Annotated in this window: 16 protein-coding genes; 10 read left to right on the top strand and 6 right to left on the bottom strand. The window is 52.7% G+C overall.

Annotated elements, in window-relative coordinates:
* Positions 1-544 precede the first annotated feature (544 nt).
* The 9 genes from QSJ34_RS18640 to QSJ34_RS17430 all read left to right on the top strand — a co-directional run bounded on the left by QSJ34_RS18640 (position 545) and on the right by QSJ34_RS17430 (position 7052).
* Positions 545-784 carry a multiubiquitin domain-containing protein gene (locus tag QSJ34_RS18640; RefSeq protein ID WP_420798877.1) on the top strand — a complete coding sequence of 80 codons (240 nt, stop codon included), beginning with the start codon at positions 545-547 and terminating at the stop codon, positions 782-784.
* The gene (locus QSJ34_RS17400; protein WP_285577722.1) at positions 744-1931 is read left to right on the top strand and encodes a ThiF family adenylyltransferase; all 1188 of its coding nucleotides are present in this window, start codon (positions 744-746) and stop codon (positions 1929-1931) included. The genes QSJ34_RS18640 and QSJ34_RS17400 overlap by 41 nt, the downstream gene beginning before the upstream one ends.
* Positions 1928-2332 carry a ubiquitination-like system serine protease family protein gene (locus QSJ34_RS18645; protein WP_476620525.1) on the top strand — a complete coding sequence of 135 codons (405 nt, stop codon included), beginning with the start codon at positions 1928-1930 and terminating at the stop codon, positions 2330-2332. Before QSJ34_RS17400 ends, QSJ34_RS18645 begins: the two co-directional genes overlap by 4 nt.
* Before the next feature lie 264 nt (positions 2333-2596).
* Positions 2597-2761 carry a ComEA family DNA-binding protein gene (locus QSJ34_RS17405; RefSeq protein WP_285577724.1) on the top strand — a complete coding sequence of 55 codons (165 nt, stop codon included), beginning with the start codon at positions 2597-2599 and terminating at the stop codon, positions 2759-2761.
* 9 nt (positions 2762-2770) lie between these two features.
* Positions 2771-3274, top strand: coding sequence for a pilus assembly FimT family protein (locus tag QSJ34_RS17410; RefSeq protein WP_285577727.1), 504 nt, complete (start codon positions 2771-2773; stop codon positions 3272-3274).
* Positions 3274-3720: a hypothetical protein gene (locus tag QSJ34_RS17415; RefSeq protein WP_285577729.1), complete on the top strand. Its 447-nt coding sequence runs from the start codon at positions 3274-3276 to the stop codon at positions 3718-3720. Before QSJ34_RS17410 ends, QSJ34_RS17415 begins: the two co-directional genes overlap by 1 nt.
* A gap of 9 nt (positions 3721-3729) precedes the next feature.
* The gene (locus QSJ34_RS17420; RefSeq protein ID WP_285577730.1) at positions 3730-4233 is read left to right on the top strand and encodes a UPF0758 domain-containing protein; all 504 of its coding nucleotides are present in this window, start codon (positions 3730-3732) and stop codon (positions 4231-4233) included.
* Between the two features lie 883 nt (positions 4234-5116).
* Positions 5117-5353 (top strand): helix-turn-helix domain-containing protein, encoded by a 237-nt coding sequence (locus QSJ34_RS17425; RefSeq protein ID WP_285577732.1) that lies wholly within the window; start codon positions 5117-5119, stop codon positions 5351-5353.
* A 1012-nt stretch (positions 5354-6365) separates the two neighbouring features.
* Complete coding sequence (locus tag QSJ34_RS17430; RefSeq protein WP_285577734.1) at positions 6366-7052, top strand: hypothetical protein; 687 nt, start codon at positions 6366-6368, stop codon at positions 7050-7052.
* A 203-nt stretch (positions 7053-7255) separates the two neighbouring features.
* Here the strand turns inward: QSJ34_RS17430 and QSJ34_RS17435 are convergent, their stop codons facing one another.
* The 4 genes from QSJ34_RS17435 to QSJ34_RS17450 are packed head-to-tail and all read right to left on the bottom strand — an operon-like array spanning position 7256 to position 11677.
* On the bottom strand, positions 7256-7753 hold the full coding sequence (locus tag QSJ34_RS17435; protein WP_285577736.1) for a Mov34/MPN/PAD-1 family protein: 498 nt from the start codon (positions 7751-7753) through the stop codon (positions 7256-7258).
* Positions 7746-9539, bottom strand: coding sequence for a ThiF family adenylyltransferase (locus tag QSJ34_RS17440; RefSeq protein WP_285577738.1), 1794 nt, complete (start codon positions 9537-9539; stop codon positions 7746-7748). Before QSJ34_RS17440 ends, QSJ34_RS17435 begins: the two co-directional genes overlap by 8 nt.
* A gap of 13 nt (positions 9540-9552) precedes the next feature.
* Positions 9553-10575: a cyclic GMP-AMP synthase DncV-like nucleotidyltransferase gene (locus QSJ34_RS17445; protein WP_285577740.1), complete on the bottom strand. Its 1023-nt coding sequence runs from the start codon at positions 10573-10575 to the stop codon at positions 9553-9555.
* Between the two features lie 10 nt (positions 10576-10585).
* The gene (locus tag QSJ34_RS17450) at positions 10586-11677 is read right to left on the bottom strand and encodes a patatin-like phospholipase family protein (RefSeq protein WP_285577743.1); all 1092 of its coding nucleotides are present in this window, start codon (positions 11675-11677) and stop codon (positions 10586-10588) included.
* A gap of 293 nt (positions 11678-11970) precedes the next feature.
* Between QSJ34_RS17450 and QSJ34_RS17455 the strand changes: the two genes are divergently transcribed.
* The gene (locus QSJ34_RS17455; RefSeq protein WP_285577745.1) at positions 11971-13389 is read left to right on the top strand and encodes an AlbA family DNA-binding domain-containing protein; all 1419 of its coding nucleotides are present in this window, start codon (positions 11971-11973) and stop codon (positions 13387-13389) included.
* A 35-nt stretch (positions 13390-13424) separates the two neighbouring features.
* On the opposite strand, the gene QSJ34_RS17460 is transcribed toward QSJ34_RS17455, so the two are convergent.
* On the bottom strand, positions 13425-13877 hold the full coding sequence (locus QSJ34_RS17460) for a hypothetical protein (protein WP_285577747.1): 453 nt from the start codon (positions 13875-13877) through the stop codon (positions 13425-13427).
* Positions 13874-15625 (bottom strand): hypothetical protein, encoded by a 1752-nt coding sequence (locus QSJ34_RS17465; protein WP_285577749.1) that lies wholly within the window; start codon positions 15623-15625, stop codon positions 13874-13876. The genes QSJ34_RS17460 and QSJ34_RS17465 overlap by 4 nt, the downstream gene beginning before the upstream one ends.
* Between the last annotated feature and the right edge of the window lie 160 nt (positions 15626-15785).

Consider the following 15785-nt stretch of genomic DNA (forward strand, 5'->3'; position numbering starts at 1 on the left):
CGCCTCACAATGATCCGATGTGTTTATCTGACCCGCGGATCTGAAGAACTCTTTTATCCAATCTAGTTTTCCCCAACCAATCTGCCCCCTACCCCCTAACGTCAGCTAGATTGTACGCAAATAGCTCAATGGCATTTTGGGCAATGTATTCGTTCTTGAAAACCCGCTTTCCCCATGACCCCTGGTTTTCGCGCGAGATTTGAGGAAGGTCCCAATGACCACACCAATCCATCAGTGGTTCCAATCCCCTTGGAAGATGAGTCGTACTGAGAATTCTCAAGGGGAGAGACTTCGACAGTCGGAAGTGGAATTGAGCAAGCTATGAATGTGCAATGGCAATTTCTTCTGGTCCAACATGACCGAAAATAGGGAACACCTCGTCCTCATTCCCCCTGGAATCCTCGTAGGAAGCTCACTTCGAGCCGATACCACAGAATCTCTGATGTAATTTTTAGATAATGAGTCCGTATCACACCTCAAGATTCTCCCTTGACCTACCTGGCTATTTATTTCAACCTGCTGCACAGATTGGCCGGAGAAACTTATGTCGGATAGCAAGACAGTCACGATCTCAGTGAACACAGTTGATCATGTGGTACCTCACCAAAAGATTTCGTATGCGGCACTAGTGGCGCTGGCATTCCCCGGTGCGACTGGAACGAATTTCATAGTTAAATACTACAAAGGGAATTCCGACAACTTGACAGGCACTCTGCCTCCCGGCGGAGAAGTTATGGTGAGAGATGGCATGGACTTCCGAATTACAGGCACTGGCGAGTCGTAATCCGTTCATCGAAACTCTCGTCAAACAGGGCTACGACATCGGGTTTATTAACGCCCATCTCATCATTTTCGGCGTGCCTTATCTCAACGCCTCGGGTGAGTTGAAGTATCTCGACATGATCAGTCCAATAGATCTGCGCGAGGGATACCTGATTGGCAGTCCATCGGACCATAAGGTCTATTTTGCCGGTGAGATCCCTTGCAACCTTGATGGACAAAGAGTCTACGCAGGTACGATCGAAGAGCGACGTATAGTGTCGGATCAAATTGTCGGCACCCGGATGCTCTCCAGCAAGCCGGAAGGCTTGAGGCCGTACCACTCTATCGAGGAAAAAATCAACCAGTACCTTGCCCTGATTGCTTCGCCTGCCATTCATAAGTTTCCCGGCGTTACCCCTCGACGGGTCCTGACAAAACACATTGAGTCAGCAATAAGCCCGTTGAAATTCCCTGACACGCTGTCTGCCCGTGAAGGCGTGGTGGAGCTGTCACATAAACTACGACAGCAGAAAGTGGCCATCATTGGATGTGGCGGCACCGGCGCGTACGTGTTGGACTACCTCGCCAAGACCCATCTTGAGGAGATCCATCTCTTCGATGACGACATTGTCCACGTGCACACGCTCTTTCGACTCCCTGGGGTGCATGGAGAGAGGCAACTGGGTCTGCCCAAGGTCGAGGCATTGGCCGAGGCCTATGGAAACTTTCATGGCGGCATCAAGCCACATGTTGAACGCGTTGATCAAACCAATGTCGCGTGCTTGGCTGATTTCCACTTCATCTTCGTCTGTGTTGATGATGCTCCGTCTCGACAAATGATTGTTCAGGCATGCCACAGCGCTTCAGTGCCATTTGTGGACGTGGGCATGGGTTTGAATAAGGGCACAAATGGCTTGTATGGATTCGTTCGTACCGCTGGCGGCGCGCCTGGCGATTTTGACAAGCTCAATGGCACGCCTTACTTGCCCGCACAAAATGCCCATGATGAAGAATATAGAAATCAACCTCAGATTGCGGAACTCAACGCACTCAATGCTGCGATGGCGGTGATCCGGTTCAAGCAGTACATGGGATTCTTCGACCGCCTAACAGATTCACATGCCGTTGTGTTTGATGTTGCCGCAATGACAATTGATGAAACAACATGAGCGACAGATTATATCGCATAATCGAGAGTGATCGGCTTCCGCCCCAGGTAGGGCCATATGAGTTTTATTACAGCCGTCGCTTCGAGATGGCCGCCTTGGCCTGCGCCTGTGGTTGCGGTCATCGAGTCATGCTGAATTTACTTGATCAGCATCACCTCGTTATAGAAGGGGGATTTCCCACTGTCACCCCTTCTATCCTGGTTTCAGACGCTCCTTGTTTATCTCACTTCTTCATCCGACGGGGCCAGGTGGAATGGGCTCAACAATGGTCTAAGAAGACAGTCGATAGGGTCATGCGGTCTCAGGTACGTCGACACGTCGAACAAGACAAGAAGCGAAAGTTAAAACCTTCTCTCCTACGCCGCTGCGTAGATTGGTTCACATCGTGGTTTGAACGCTAATTCGCCACTGAAAACTCCACTCTGAGTACGTGCTATGTGGATCCGCTGATGGGTTGCTCTAACCTAAATTCGGGGTTGCCATGGTCAACAAGTTGGACAGGCCCTCGAGATCTCCAACTTTCTTGACAGCAAGCCTCCTGCGCAATCCTTCCATTTGAAGTATCGCGCACTAACCAAGCGACATAACCCCTGACCCCTGTGCCTTCAGATATTCATATTCTCCAAAGAATATGGGAACTCTGAATCGAGCATTCGCAAGGTTTGTTGGAAGTCGCAGGAATTCTTGGATCCGACAGCAAGCAGCACGGCGGCTTCCAGCGCCCCGAAGAGCTGATGAACGTGAAGGGGATCGGCGAGAAGTCCTACGCCAAGCTCAAACCCTTTCTCGCCACCACGCCCGCGCCGCATCCCGCGGCCCCCAAGAAGTAGGAGGCGGCCATGGCTTCGGGCTGCCGACGATCCGCCCAGCGGGGGGTGTCCCTGCTGGAACTGACCATCGCTCTGGGCATGGCGGCCTTCCTCGCGGCCGTGCTCCCGCTCTGCTGGGACAACGGAAACGCCGAGCTGGCCGCCGCGCACCAGGAGATCGTCGGCAGCCTGGATCAGGCCTTCACCCTGGCCCGGGCCCGGGGTACCGATGTCAAGGTGGCCCTGGGCAAGGCCACCGGCGCCGGAGAGCACCTCTCGGTGCAGCTGGGCCGCCGCATCCGGTGGGGCAAACCCGCCGCCATCCCCCTGCCGCCGGGCATGGATCCCGATCCCCTGGCCGCCCGCACCGGCGAATCCCACCCCATCATCACCGTCACGCCCCGCCGCACCACCCTGGCCAGCGCCTGGTTCCTGAACGATGGCACCGACGCGCTCTGCATGCGGCTCAGCGGACACGGTCACCTGCAGGTGCTGCGCTGGCGCGCGGACCTCAAGAAATGGACAAGGGCCTGATGAACCTCCTGACCGCTCCCCTGCTCCAACGCGTCACCCGGATCCTGATGGCCTGCCTGCCGGCCCCGATCTGCCCGCCCCTGCGGGCCGCGCAGACCGAACTCCATCGCAGCCTGCGCCTCGCCTTCGATCTGGCGACGACCCACCACCGGACGGTCGTGCTCGATCCCTGTCGGAAGGCCAGCGAAGGCCGGATTTCCCTCCGCCTGCCCGAAGGCGTGAGATGGGGAAGACCCGCCGCCGTGCCCCTTCCGCCGAGCCTGGCCGACAGCGGCTGGCGGGGCGGGCGGCCCAGGCCCATCACCGTCATGCCCCATCGCCGGGCCGCGGCCAACGTCTGGTTCCTCCATCACGGCCGCCAGGCTCTCTGCCTCCGGCTGGATCTGACGGGTTCGGTGGAGCTCCTGCGCTACCGCCCCCTGCTCGGCACCTGGATCGCGTGCTGAAAGGTCCCCATGCGCATCCTCGACCTCTCTCCCGATCAACGCCCCCGCGAACGCCTGCTGGCCGGCCACGGCGAAAGCCTGGCCGACGCCGAACTCCTCGCCCTGCTCTGGGGCACGGGCCGCCAGGGCCAGAGCGCCGTGGAACTCGCGCAGGCCGTGCTCGGCCGCACCGGGGGCATCGCGGGCCTTCTGGGCCTGGGGTTCCACGACTGGCTGGACCAGCCGGGGCTCGGCCCCGCCAAGGCCGGCCAGCTGTGGGCCGCCCTGGAACTGACCCGTCGTTCCCAACGCACCGCCGAACGTCCCCGCATCACCAGCCCCAAGGCCGCCGGCGCCTACCTGCTTTCCCGCTGCCTGGGCTGGGCCGAGGAACGTTTCGGACTGCTCGCGCTGAACGCCAAGGGCGATCTGCTGGCCGAGCGCATCCTCAGCCAGGGCACCGCCACGGCCACCCTCATCAGTCCGCGCGAATTCGTAGATTCTATGCAATCAATTTGTTCTATTTTTCTTTAATCATTGTTTTTTAAGGTTTTAGTAGTCTTAAAAGAAACCAACGCGTTTAAATTGACTTTGTCGCATTTCAAAGCAAGGGTACGACCCACCCCGGCAGAATCTCGATGGATGCCGGCCTGCAACGGCTGCTGGATTTCCTATGGAAAGCCCGGCCCCTCCCATGGATTGCGGGGCCCCACCCCCCCAATCCACGGGTCCCTCCAGCCTTTCCACAGGAAACGGCTGCAAGGCAGCCGCCCTTCGGGTCCACAACCATTGCCCTGCGGGTGGAAAGCCCTGAGGGGCTTTCCACAGGCCTTGGATTCCGCTTCGCGGAATCCACATCCATCGAGATTCTTCATCATCAGCGGATATTGATAGCTCGCCTCTCGCCTTTGTCTCCTCCCCTGAGGCTCACAAAACTGAGCCTCGAGTGCATTCATCCTGTGGGTGGTCGTCGCCGCAGGTCTCGCAAATCTGCTCAGATCGCAGCTCCGCCTGACCAATCAGCTCGTCGGATTCAGGGGTTCCACCGTCCACATAGAACCTCAGGCCTCCGTATTTGGATTTGACCTGGGCGGCCACCAGAACGAACTCCTCCCCTGCTTCGAGCTGTCGGAGGCAGATGGGCTCCAGCCTCCTACACAGGTCTCGAATGAGCTGGGTCCACCCAGGGCCGCATTCGAAGAACATGCCGTTCCGGAAGAGACACGGGAATTCCCAGATCAGTGATTCCATAGTTTCGACCTTCATGAATGACCTCTGATAGGAGATAGGATGCGCAGCTGCGTGTTCGGTGGGAGAGCTCCTGGCTGCTTGGAGCTCATCCATTTGGGTTTCGGGGAAAGCGAACTTGACTTTAAGTCTATAGATCTAAAGTCATTGCGCCTTCAGCCTCGGGCAGATGAGCCGAGCCCGATCCGCCCGAGAAGCCTTTGCCGAGAACCTGCGCCAGGCTCGTCTGGACAAGGGTTGGTCTCAAATGGTGCTGGCGGAGGCGGCGGGATTACATTTCACTTACGTGAGTTCAGTCGAAGGTGCGAAAAGGAATGTGTCCATCGATGCCATGGAGCGCCTTGCAAAGGCTGTGGGGGTGCCCCTTTCAGACCTCCTCCTTCCGGTAACTGAGAAGCGTAGGTAGTCCGGGCGCGCTTAAGCTCCTGGCGTGGGATGACGGGGGTCAATGCAGGCATTCGTGTGTAAAAGCCAGCCCTGGTTGAGGTGGGCATGGAGGTCAGCCATCCAGGTGGAATCGGCGGCTGCGTTAGGTCCTACCCAGCCACCCCCAGCGGCAAGTGTTCCGAAAATGTAGGCAGCTCCCGAGGATGCAACCCATTCTCGGAAATGGGAGACGTGGTGGGGGGGTCTGACCGGATGGAGATAGACATCCCCGCACTTATGGATCCAGAGGAGGTGAGGGGCGCTAGAGTCGTCGCGGGCTGCGACTAGGGCTTTCAGATCCTCGATGGTGGCTTGGTTGGGGAATCGCACGGCCTCTCCGTTGCTTTACTTATAGTCTAAATGAACGATTGCTCCTCGAGATTCTATGCGGCGCCATGTCAAGCTGCTCCTAGTTCCGCTCTGCCCACCGCCGGCAGGCCAATCCAAGGGGAAGGGGGCGGCAAAGCCCGCGCTGAAGAAACGCACTGCATCCTCGATTCTCTGGAAGGGGGTCTATCTAGAGAGCGCGGCATACGAAGGCGATATTCAAAGCGCTCGAACTGAATCCGATTCTGTCCGATTTCGGGGTGGTTCAGATCTCAAATGCGGACTGGGCGCAGTACCGGAAGAGCTACCGTAACTTTCCGGACTTGGCGTCCCTATCTCAGCGGGCACTCACCTACCCGCCGAAGAACGAGGGTCCGTTAACTTGACCACTTGGTCATAGACAGTTGGTTACACTCATGACACATTCGCGCTGTCACACGATTGGTTAGGGTGTAATTCGACCTGAGAAGTCGCCAGAACATAGGGGGCTAGAAGAGATGATTTCAGGACTTGAGATCCCTTCGACCTGGCTAGTTAAGAGTTTGGGAGGGATAGCGAAGAAACTAGTCCTGTCCCTACTTGGGAATCCTTCCGAATGGGTAGCGAAAAAGATCTTCTTACCTACCTATGTAAAATCCCACCGACTTTGGTATCGAAGGAACTGCTTGGGAAGCCACTGGGAGAGCTGCAAAGGGTTGTTTGAATATTCGTTATTTTTCCCATTGTCTATGGACCGAGAAAGCGAACGCATCCCCAAAATTGAAGTGCGGGCGCTTGACAAGGACATCCAGCACCTTGAGCTTCTGCTTGAGGTGGAATCCCAATTAAATCGTTATCAAGAATCGATCTCTCTGACCAATGTGACTAAGAAGTCCCTCATCAGGAACATGACCAACATTCCGATCCTAGATTTCCTTTATGTCAATCCGGACAAGGGAATACTCCTATTTACATGGGACACTTATAAGTTGTCAGTAAAGAAACTTGTCCAGGAAGATAGCAACGAATTCTTGCCATTTACTGTAACGTTCAACGATCTAACCCATTTCTCATTGTTGAATTCGGATTGGGTACATCGTTGGGGCATGTGGTGGAACCTGGATGTCATCAAATTCACAAAGGAAGATATTCGTATGAGATGGCGTCGAACGATCGATCCATTTGGTCTCTATTCCGAGAGACGCGGGCTCATACACCGAGTGGTGCACGTCCTTCTTCTGCGGCCCTTCGCTAGGGTGATGTCTCTTGAATTGGCAGTTTCCGGTCAATTCTGGATGGCGATTTGGTTTCGTGGCTTCCAGCTCGACGAGGGCCAACATGTATTTCGACCGCAATTGGAAAAGACGTCATAAAAATATTAAAGCCACTTAGCTCGTGTCCGCCCGTTACCCAAAAATGACTCGACGCTTTTTTGGGGTAATTCACTCCGCTGAAGGGCGGAGTCAATCGGGGTGATTCTTGAGAAGGGCCCAAAAAACCAAATCTATAAACCCACTCGCATTGCAGCAAAGCCTCATTTCTGGCAATTAATTAATTTTATTGAAGTAAATTTTTATTATGTAATTAAATAAGAATCATGCTGTTGCCGGGTTACCGGCGTCAACTCGACTAATTTATCTCCATCTTCCATGCCAACGAAAATACCAGATGGGAAAGGCGATGTTCCAAGAATGACCACAAGGAATGCCCCGATGTCCTTTTTGGATTTTTTGAACACAGACCTCGAGCTAGCTCTATCCAACCCGGAGGGGTGAGGTGTGGGTTCGGGATGCGAGTGCCAATCGCCGATGAAATGGAGGCCATTCTCGTACTCCTCAAGAATTTCCGCCTGAGCAGCAGTTTTGTTCTGCCTAAACCCAAATTTGGATCGCCTATCAGCCGCCTTTGGTGAGGTCGCCTTCATTACCATTGCATTGCCATTACAAAATCGGGCAAAGAGCTGGCCCCCTGCCTCAGGATCATTCGATACCTGCTGAAATGCAGTCAATGTATGCAGTGCTTCTGGTGTGAAATGCACTTGATGGACCCTGTCTGGTAGCCAGTAACTAAGCATGGCCACCTACCTCTGGGCGTGGCCACGGTGTTTCACAGTAGTACTGCCCCACGGGGGTATCTCCGTGTAACTCAATCCATTCCTGAGTCAGTTCACCGCCAAGTTGTCTGGCACGTTCAATGTCACCTACCCACGATCTCCAGCATGTAGCGTCCTCTTCCCGCAAGATCGTATCCAAAGCAATTCTTCCGATCAGAGCCTGCGTCTGACTTAGATCAACAGATCCATACGGCGCATGAATAGCCCCACAAACAATCCGAACGCCGTTCGAACCATCAGGCCAATCGAAGGTATGGAATCGGCGTTGGCCCGAATGGTTCAGCATGTCTTTGAACCGGGCAGAGCCAGTAGGTACCAAGACTCCATGCCCAGCGAGTGCGTGTGCCTCCAACCAACCGTATAGAACGGGAGGAAATTCTCCAGCCGCATGCAGTGCCTGAAATCGATCAAGAGCTAATTCAGAGGCCCATTCCGCAATGCAGCAAATAATCAAATCAGCTTGTCTTAATGAGTCGAGCTCCGTCGTTTGAAGATCTTCAAAGTTCTTCGGTATACCTTTGACCGTTAGATGAGGGAGGTTTTCCTGAATTACCTTCGCCAATCGGTCGGCCTTATTTTGGCCGATCGCACGTGCCCCAAGCGAATGGCGCGAGATATTTGCAGACTCGAGTGTTTCACCATCAATAAGAGTGAGGGTGCCAACGCCGGCTCTTCCTAGTAACTCCGCAACACCTGAGCCAAGCGATCCGACTCCAATCAGAATGACATGTTTCCCCATCAACACACCTTGTGTAGGGTCGAGGCTTCGTCCATGGATCCATGCATGATCAAGTCGATCGACCTGAATACGCTTCAATGGTGCTCTACCTGAGAGTATTGAGAAGCGAAAGACATCATCAGAAATACTCCCTGATCGAAAGCCCGCTAGGGTAATGCGGCCATTCTTCTCGAATTTTAATTGTTCTGGAGGTCTTAGAACAGCTCCTGCAAGGAGGTGCACGACAGGACCATTTGTTTTGAAGAGAAGAGATAGCCGCTTCTGTCGTTCTGATATCAAATTATCGAGGATGTCAAGCTCAGTACTACTTGCGTATTTTTTGATAAACCTCTCCAGCTGCTGCCCTGAATCTGGAAAATCCCATGGCTTCGGAAAGTCCTTCAGCTCGATGAACGCGGCATTGGTTTCGAATCGACTTGGCGCTACGCCCCTTGAGTTCAGGGGAATTCGGTAGCGTAATTGCTCATCATCATCATAGAAATACCGATCCCCTCCCTCAATCGAAGTGTATAAGATCTTTCGGCTTCCTTTTTTAAGGTCGACCAAAGAATAAGCTCTCTGAAGTGGCTTGACATCACGTGTCCAATAAATCGGCCACTCTTGGTCAAATTCTGATTCAATGTCGCCACTTTGATATTTTCGTATCAACCTTGATGCACTTGTCATCACGGCCTTAACGAGGTGAAGTGGAGAACTTGCTGAGAAGAATTGATCAGGCTCAAAAAGGCATAACACCCCAGAATGTTCGACATGGGGACACCGTTCCCTGAGTTCCCTGTCTGTGATTTGGACCCGAGGCAGACTAAATGGAAACGTGCCCTCAAACAGCAAGGAGCATGCTGGGAGGTTTCGAAGTTGTGGGAATTTCCATCCAGCCCGAAATACAGGGCTAACCGATTGAAGCTCAGGCGGCTTGAGCCTAGTAGCTGTTGGAATGGATTCCGATATCCATTGCTCAACCTTGCTGATCGCTTCCTCGAACAAGGCTGTATGCAGTCTTTGGTCCATTGATCAAGGAACCTTAGGCGTAGTCTGAATTCCCGCCCTTTATTACGACCCCTGGAGTTCCTGATGTCTCAAAGGCGGAGCTCTTTTTCCCGCTGTCTGATGGATCTGGTTGCTCGTTGAAGAAGTCCGTATTGAAAATCGCACTCCAGGCCTTCATGGCCTGTTCAAAGCTGCAATCCGATATTTCGAGCTGATCCAGATCCTTTTCCCTTTCAGAGAGGCAGTCTTTCAGGAATGTCGTCTTCGGATCGGGAATCTTCTTGGTAATGTTTTCACTCAATATGGGGTGTTTAACAACCGTGTCTATCTCCAATCGCCGAAGAATCCTTCTCATTGTCACTCTGAGGGACTCGTCATCTCGTCCTGCTGAGGGATAGTAGTTCTCCTGCACTAATTTTGAAATTGCAAAACCAGAAGCAGACTTCCCCACCCAAGATGAACGACTCACAGAAAATTTCTTCAACAGACGCACGATTCTCCGCAACTGTTCATCATCATCGGACGGGCTCTGTTTAGATACGACATCATTAAACCATGCGGTCACACCTCGGGCATCAGAGACCTTCCAGTCCGTACTTGCGAGTTCGGCGACCTCTCCCGAACCAGAAGATCCCTCGCTCAAGCGATACACAGGGACATCAACGTGATATCCCTCTTCGTAATAAACACGGACACAATTTGGTTTCACTTCGGGAGGTGTCTTAAAGGATCTTCCATTCGTGAGCGCTTCACAGACCATTTTTCGAGCATCGAGGGCAGTTTTATCCGCCCCCTTCTCGCCAACTAAATCCGATTTTTTGAAATAGACTCCGTCATCGATATCGATTTGATCTTCAGGTGTTTGGACCATGGTTCGCATCATGTACGATCCTTGTGACGCGAATCCCTTAGGATCGGGGTTCTTTTTCTTTTGGAGTCCAGAAGTAAGCGCGTCGCGATTTGTATCCCTACGCTGCTGCATCTTCTTGCGTTGATCAGTTGGTAGATCTACCTCTTCATCATGAAATTTCTTCATCTGCTTCGATGTATCGATCATGTTTGTCTCCTCAACTGACTGGCTGAATGGTTTCCATAAACAGACGATTCAGAGATTGAATGCTCCCTTCTTTCGGATCCATGCACAAACTACGAAGTTCGGTTGCGTGATTGCGGCCAAGATCTTCCAAGGCATTGGTCCCATTCATTGATGTTTCGTCAAGTGCTAGATATGGCTGGACAGATAAAGGAACTTCAAAGGTTGGGAATCGAGCAACCATTATGTTCGGTAACCATTTGGATATCTTACCGACTATCTTATCGTAGGCCGAGGCCTGCGCATCGATCCCCAAAGAGGCCGCTCTCCCTCCGAACTGCCACTCGGAAAATCCCCAATCAAGATCTGCTTCCCCGACAGGCCCCCCGTTAATACTTGGACAAGTACCTATGGAATAGATCTCTATGGGCCTACTGGTGGAATCGCCGCGTATCTCCAGGGCGTCCACCAGGCCAACCAATACCGGATTATTCGCCCAGAGTCCTCCATCTACGTAAAGCTGAGCCGGACCATTTCCAAGCGTCGGCGTAACTGAAGCGAGCGATCGGTAAATTGGAGCCGCAGAGGATGCGAGGCAAGCATCGACTAATGTCATCCTCTCGTCTCTCCGATCCAACCCTTGATGGTGAGCTGATTTGAAAACACGTGGATGATGGTGACCCAGTTCAACGGCGGGGATGCAGATTCCAATTCGGCGATCGGCGAACACATCGCCTAACGTTGTCGTTCCAAACACCTCACTGAGGGCTAATCGCAGTGCCTCGGCACCAGTCCTGTTGAGCGATTTTCTCTTCCTGACATGCCAGAGCAGGGAGAGAAGGGAACTCGGTAAGGGCTCTGGAAATATCGATGGACCCCATTTTTTATACAACTCGCGAACTCTAGATAACTTACATCCTGTGGCCAAGGCCGCAGCCAGGATCGCCCCGGTACTAGTGCCAACGATCAGATCAAATGATGCCCCGATGTCTAACTTGGCACACTGACGAGCACTTTCGCAGTAGGTGGCGAAGTGGTCTAAATAGGAGGCTGTGTACAGCCCTCGCATTCCCCCACCGTCAATGGTGAGAACTCGTATAGGTTTGGAGAATTGGTCAACCGTCAATGAAGTGCCTATGAGTGGAGAGCTAAATCGTACCTCACATGATGGATTCTTACAAAAATTTTGGTTAAGGAAATGACGCTGATCAACAGAATGAGTCTACCTCTCTTCTCTCCATCCACAATGCCCGAGTGAACAAAGCCAGACCTTGCCAACTAGCCACTTGCTCCTTCTCGCTCAGTCTCGATTTCTGAATTTTTCTCGGTGAGGTATCAGTTCTTCGAACATGAGTTTCAATTCTGGAATATATTTAATCTCCATTCAAAATCTAGCCACTCGGCAATACAGGAAGATCTATGCTCCCAGAAGATGAAAGGCTTAATCAGGCTCGGCGCGTAGCCATTCAGCATTCGGAAGGGTTCGGTATTGAACACAAGTCTTGGTTGGATCTCAGCAACCCGGATGACCAAGTTAAATTAATCCGAGCCATTTTAGCGCTTCGAAATAATGATGGCGGTTGGCTCGCGATTGGTGTCGAGAATGGCACGGGAATGACAGCGAAAAACCCACCTAGCAATCTACGTGTGTCCTACGACGCCGATGCTATCAACAAGTTGATAGTTGAATTCAGCAGTGATCCATTTGGGGTGGAAGTTTGCTACCCCGATGTTGATGGCGTCGAAGTGGCCGTTCTTCGAATTCCCGGAGGAGTAAAAAATCCTGCTGTCACCAAGAAATCCATTGGTGTGACCAAGCTACTAGAGGGCGACACGATTTATTGTCGATCAATGCGTGGGGGACAGGTGAGTTCCGTCAAAGCGAACCACCGAGATTTGGGGGAGATCTTGGAAAGGTGCATGCGTAACCGGGAGCTTGACATCGGGACATTCGTGCGCCGCCATTGGGAAGACTTGACCCGAGAGGTATCGAGTCTTCAAAGCCCACCCGAGCGACGATTAGACGAATTTGTAGGAACATGTCTTTCAAAGTTTGGACAAAGGCTAGTAGATCATAATTTAAAAAGAATCCCCATGCCTGGACAACTCGCGGTTGGTGTAGCGTGGGATGGCCGCCTTCCTGATACAAACTCTACAGAACACTATTTTACAAGGATGATAATGGCCCACCCCCAAAAGGGAGGTTGGCCTCCATGGATGGATCCAAGAGACTTCCCAGGATCTCATTGCAAGCGCGACGTTAGAGATGGCGCCTGGGAGGGTCTGATTGCGATTCCAGAATCCCATGCTCAAGGGATTGTCTTTAGCGCCCTGGACTTCGCAGTGTGGAACTTCTCGGTGGGACTGTTCCATTCTGGAAGCTACGTGGATGACCATCCTGCGCTCGGCATCCAACAAATGGTCTCACGAGGAGAGACATGGGTAATGGGGGGGCCACCTCCCTGGTACAGGAGAGCATTGGATCGAAGGAATATCGTTCGTGATGTGGCTAACCGACTATTCACAGCCCAAAGCCTTGTGGCTGGACTCTTCAAAGGACAGGACGCACCACTCCCAGAAAATTTATTCTTCTACTTCAGGTTCGATAGCTTGAAGGGGCGGCTTCTCGCGGATTATGAAGGCGGTGGATTTTCTAGGCCCGCTAACAAGGCAATGGATGAGTCAATCGTTTCGTACACCCAATTGAAGATGGACTCGGACCGGAGCGTGATTGCCGAACGCACTCGAAGTGTCCTTCGGCCCCTCTTCTCAGCTTTCGGCGGAGAAGACTTGCCCCAGCAAAGAGTTGATAATTGGCTCGCCGGGTTTTGGGTATAGTTTCTTGCTCTGCTGTATTCCTCGGACCGTAGCCATCACCGACGATTGCGTGAAAGGGGTGGGAGAGGGCGGTCTAGTTCCTCTGGTTCAAGCCCTAATCGGATTGCATTGAATTCGTACCTCTTCCACTTGGCATCGTAGGCGGAGAGGGTGTCCTTCAATGCCCTCAGTTCTTCTTCAAGTAGATCGATACGTTGGAGGAATGCCTCAGCCCCCGATTTGGCAGCTCTCTCCGGGCGGGTAAAAGGCGAATTTTTTGCCTTCAAGGCAGCCTTGGTCTTCCAGTACCTAGCCTTGATTTCGGGTCGAGCTTCTAGAGTTCCCCTTGAAAAGCCTACCGACTTCGCAAGTTCATCCCAAGTGAGATGCCCTTTCTTATTGCCTACCTCCCAATTCTCCAGGATCTGAAACACTAACTCACGATCTTTTTCGCGGAATCGAGGTCTAGCCCCTGTCTTACGACCCTTCACCTGTTTCTTGCTGATCAAAGTCCCTCCCTTTCAGACATATCAATGCCATCAGGAATCACTCGTATCTTCGCTTTTGAACCAGTGACCAGCGCATCCTCGATGTGTTGTAAGGCCTTGCTCGTATGCACCACGATCTCTTTGAAATGAAGAATGTTCTGATTTCGCTCTGCAATATCCCGAGGAATCCGGCGTGCCTCTAGGTGATCGAGAATCGAGGAAATCGTTTTCAAGGCCTCGTCTCTTGCCTTGATGAGTTCCTCCTTAGTTGAAGGATTCATCGGATCTACAAGGTGGTGGCGACATCCTCGAAGACAAGCTAGATGATGAGGGCAGGGGTTTAGCTGAAGGTCCCGTGTGCAGTACATACCCTCGGCAGTACGATGAACGATAGGCACCTGAGCTAAAAGAAATTCATTCTGTACTGTCGAATCCTTAAGCGCACGAAATGCATCAGCCTTAGGACCAATCAGCACACCAGAGCGCATCAAACCTGTGATCCTCTCCGTGAGCTCCCAGGGAGAGGAATGCTCATAATGAGCATTCTGGTGGGGAGACTTCCGCCCATGTATGGCGGCCAACATAGCATCTGAGGCCCCCCCATCCTTAAGCGCCGTTACATGGAGATGCCTCGGCATATGCGTGCGAAGATGGGGTCTATTCCCGCCCTCGTCTAGCAGATTTAATCTTGAGCATGTCTGCCCTAACCAGGTCAGTACATCTTGGTCCCGAAGCTGACGGGGGAAAAGAAAATGCTGAATATCTCTCGTTGCTTTGTGGCGATAACCCTTTCGATGACCCCATACACAAAGGGAGTTGCTCATCGAGAGCACGGCTCTTCCGTCGCGGAAGATTGTGGGGTGAGCGATCAGCTTCTTCCTGTGGCCACTCTCGATGTCGCCAGCCGATATTGTCATTTGCCCCCGTGGGATATCGGCGGCAACCTTCACCGCAGTCACCGTTTCAATTTTCTTCTTCTCCACATCTGGTCTAAGTTTAAATTCTGTGATGATTTGGCCAAGAGAAAGACGATAGGTGCCATCACAGCGGGGGATTGTTTTCCATGGAATTCGCCCGGGATTCTCTTCGATGAATTTAGCCGAGGATCTCGCCTCTGCACACAATGTGGCGAGGGTGGTGACGGCCTTCGAAATCAGCTCTCGGCACCTCTCAGCTACGGGGACTAGAATCCAGTTCCCACCTTTCTCCGGCCCCCCCGGCAGGCGGAGGTGTAACCCCTGATTGGCGATATCGACAAGGGGATCCATCGCTAGGGTCAACACCTCTCCTATCCTCAAGCCAGTTGCCATCTGAATATCGAAGATCGCCAGAATTACCCTGTCATACGGGTCGGTGAGCCTATCGCGCTCCCGCCCGATTGCCTCCAGGACCGACATCGATGGCAATTTTTCCTTCCGAGCTGCAGCAGCTTCGGCAGACATGGGATCAAGGTGGGTCGATACGCTGAGTACTCTCGGAGTGTAGTGAATGGGTGCCCGAAGAAGCCTCAATTCGTTGAGCCACTCACTGAGTTGACGGAGTACGCAGCTATAACTTGATGCACTCTTCGGCTGGCGTCGGTTTATCTCATCCTCCGCCCTGACGAAGTGAGACAGATGAAGCGACGTTACTTCTTCGAGAGCGTTCTGGGCAGCTCCCCCGAGATAGGCTCCAACTAGCACCCTGCGCTGAATAGTCGCATAGGACATAGGGTTCAAAGCCTGCTGAGTCACGATCCAAGCCTTGATGATTTCTTCGACCTGTGTCATCTGTCCAGAAGGGCTGCTATTGCGAAATTTTCGAAAGGAGATCATTGGGCGCTGCTGATGTCCGCGGAAGTTATCGAGCCAAGATCGGATGTCCCAACTAGCGGAATCCCATTTCAATATTTTTACAAGTGGATGAGTCCTTGCTGCTCTGATAAGCGCC

Source organism: Geothrix limicola (assembly GCF_030268085.1).
Lineage (GTDB): Bacteria > Acidobacteriota > Holophagae > Holophagales > Holophagaceae > Geothrix > Geothrix limicola.

What these genes read in the sequence shown, in the direction of transcription:
- QSJ34_RS18645 (WP_476620525.1), top strand. Translation starts at nt 1,928, where the DNA reads ATGAGCGACAGATTATATCGCATAATCGAGAGTGATCGGCTTCCGCCC.
- QSJ34_RS17445 (WP_285577740.1), bottom strand. Translation starts at nt 10,575, where the DNA reads ATGATCGATACATCGAAGCAGATGAAGAAATTTCATGATGAAGAGGTA.
- QSJ34_RS17410 (WP_285577727.1), top strand. Translation starts at nt 2,771, where the DNA reads ATGGCTTCGGGCTGCCGACGATCCGCCCAGCGGGGGGTGTCCCTGCTG.
- QSJ34_RS17455 (WP_285577745.1), top strand. Translation starts at nt 11,971, where the DNA reads ATGCTCCCAGAAGATGAAAGGCTTAATCAGGCTCGGCGCGTAGCCATT.
- QSJ34_RS17400 (WP_285577722.1), top strand. Translation starts at nt 744, where the DNA reads ATGGCATGGACTTCCGAATTACAGGCACTGGCGAGTCGTAATCCGTTC.
- QSJ34_RS17425 (WP_285577732.1), top strand. Translation starts at nt 5,117, where the DNA reads ATGAGCCGAGCCCGATCCGCCCGAGAAGCCTTTGCCGAGAACCTGCGC.
- QSJ34_RS17435 (WP_285577736.1), bottom strand. Translation starts at nt 7,753, where the DNA reads ATGCTTAGTTACTGGCTACCAGACAGGGTCCATCAAGTGCATTTCACA.
- QSJ34_RS17420 (WP_285577730.1), top strand. Translation starts at nt 3,730, where the DNA reads ATGCGCATCCTCGACCTCTCTCCCGATCAACGCCCCCGCGAACGCCTG.
- QSJ34_RS17415 (WP_285577729.1), top strand. Translation starts at nt 3,274, where the DNA reads ATGAACCTCCTGACCGCTCCCCTGCTCCAACGCGTCACCCGGATCCTG.
- QSJ34_RS17465 (WP_285577749.1), bottom strand. Translation starts at nt 15,625, where the DNA reads ATGACACAGGTCGAAGAAATCATCAAGGCTTGGATCGTGACTCAGCAG.
- QSJ34_RS17440 (WP_285577738.1), bottom strand. Translation starts at nt 9,539, where the DNA reads ATGGACCAAAGACTGCATACAGCCTTGTTCGAGGAAGCGATCAGCAAG.
- QSJ34_RS18640 (WP_420798877.1), top strand. Translation starts at nt 545, where the DNA reads ATGTCGGATAGCAAGACAGTCACGATCTCAGTGAACACAGTTGATCAT.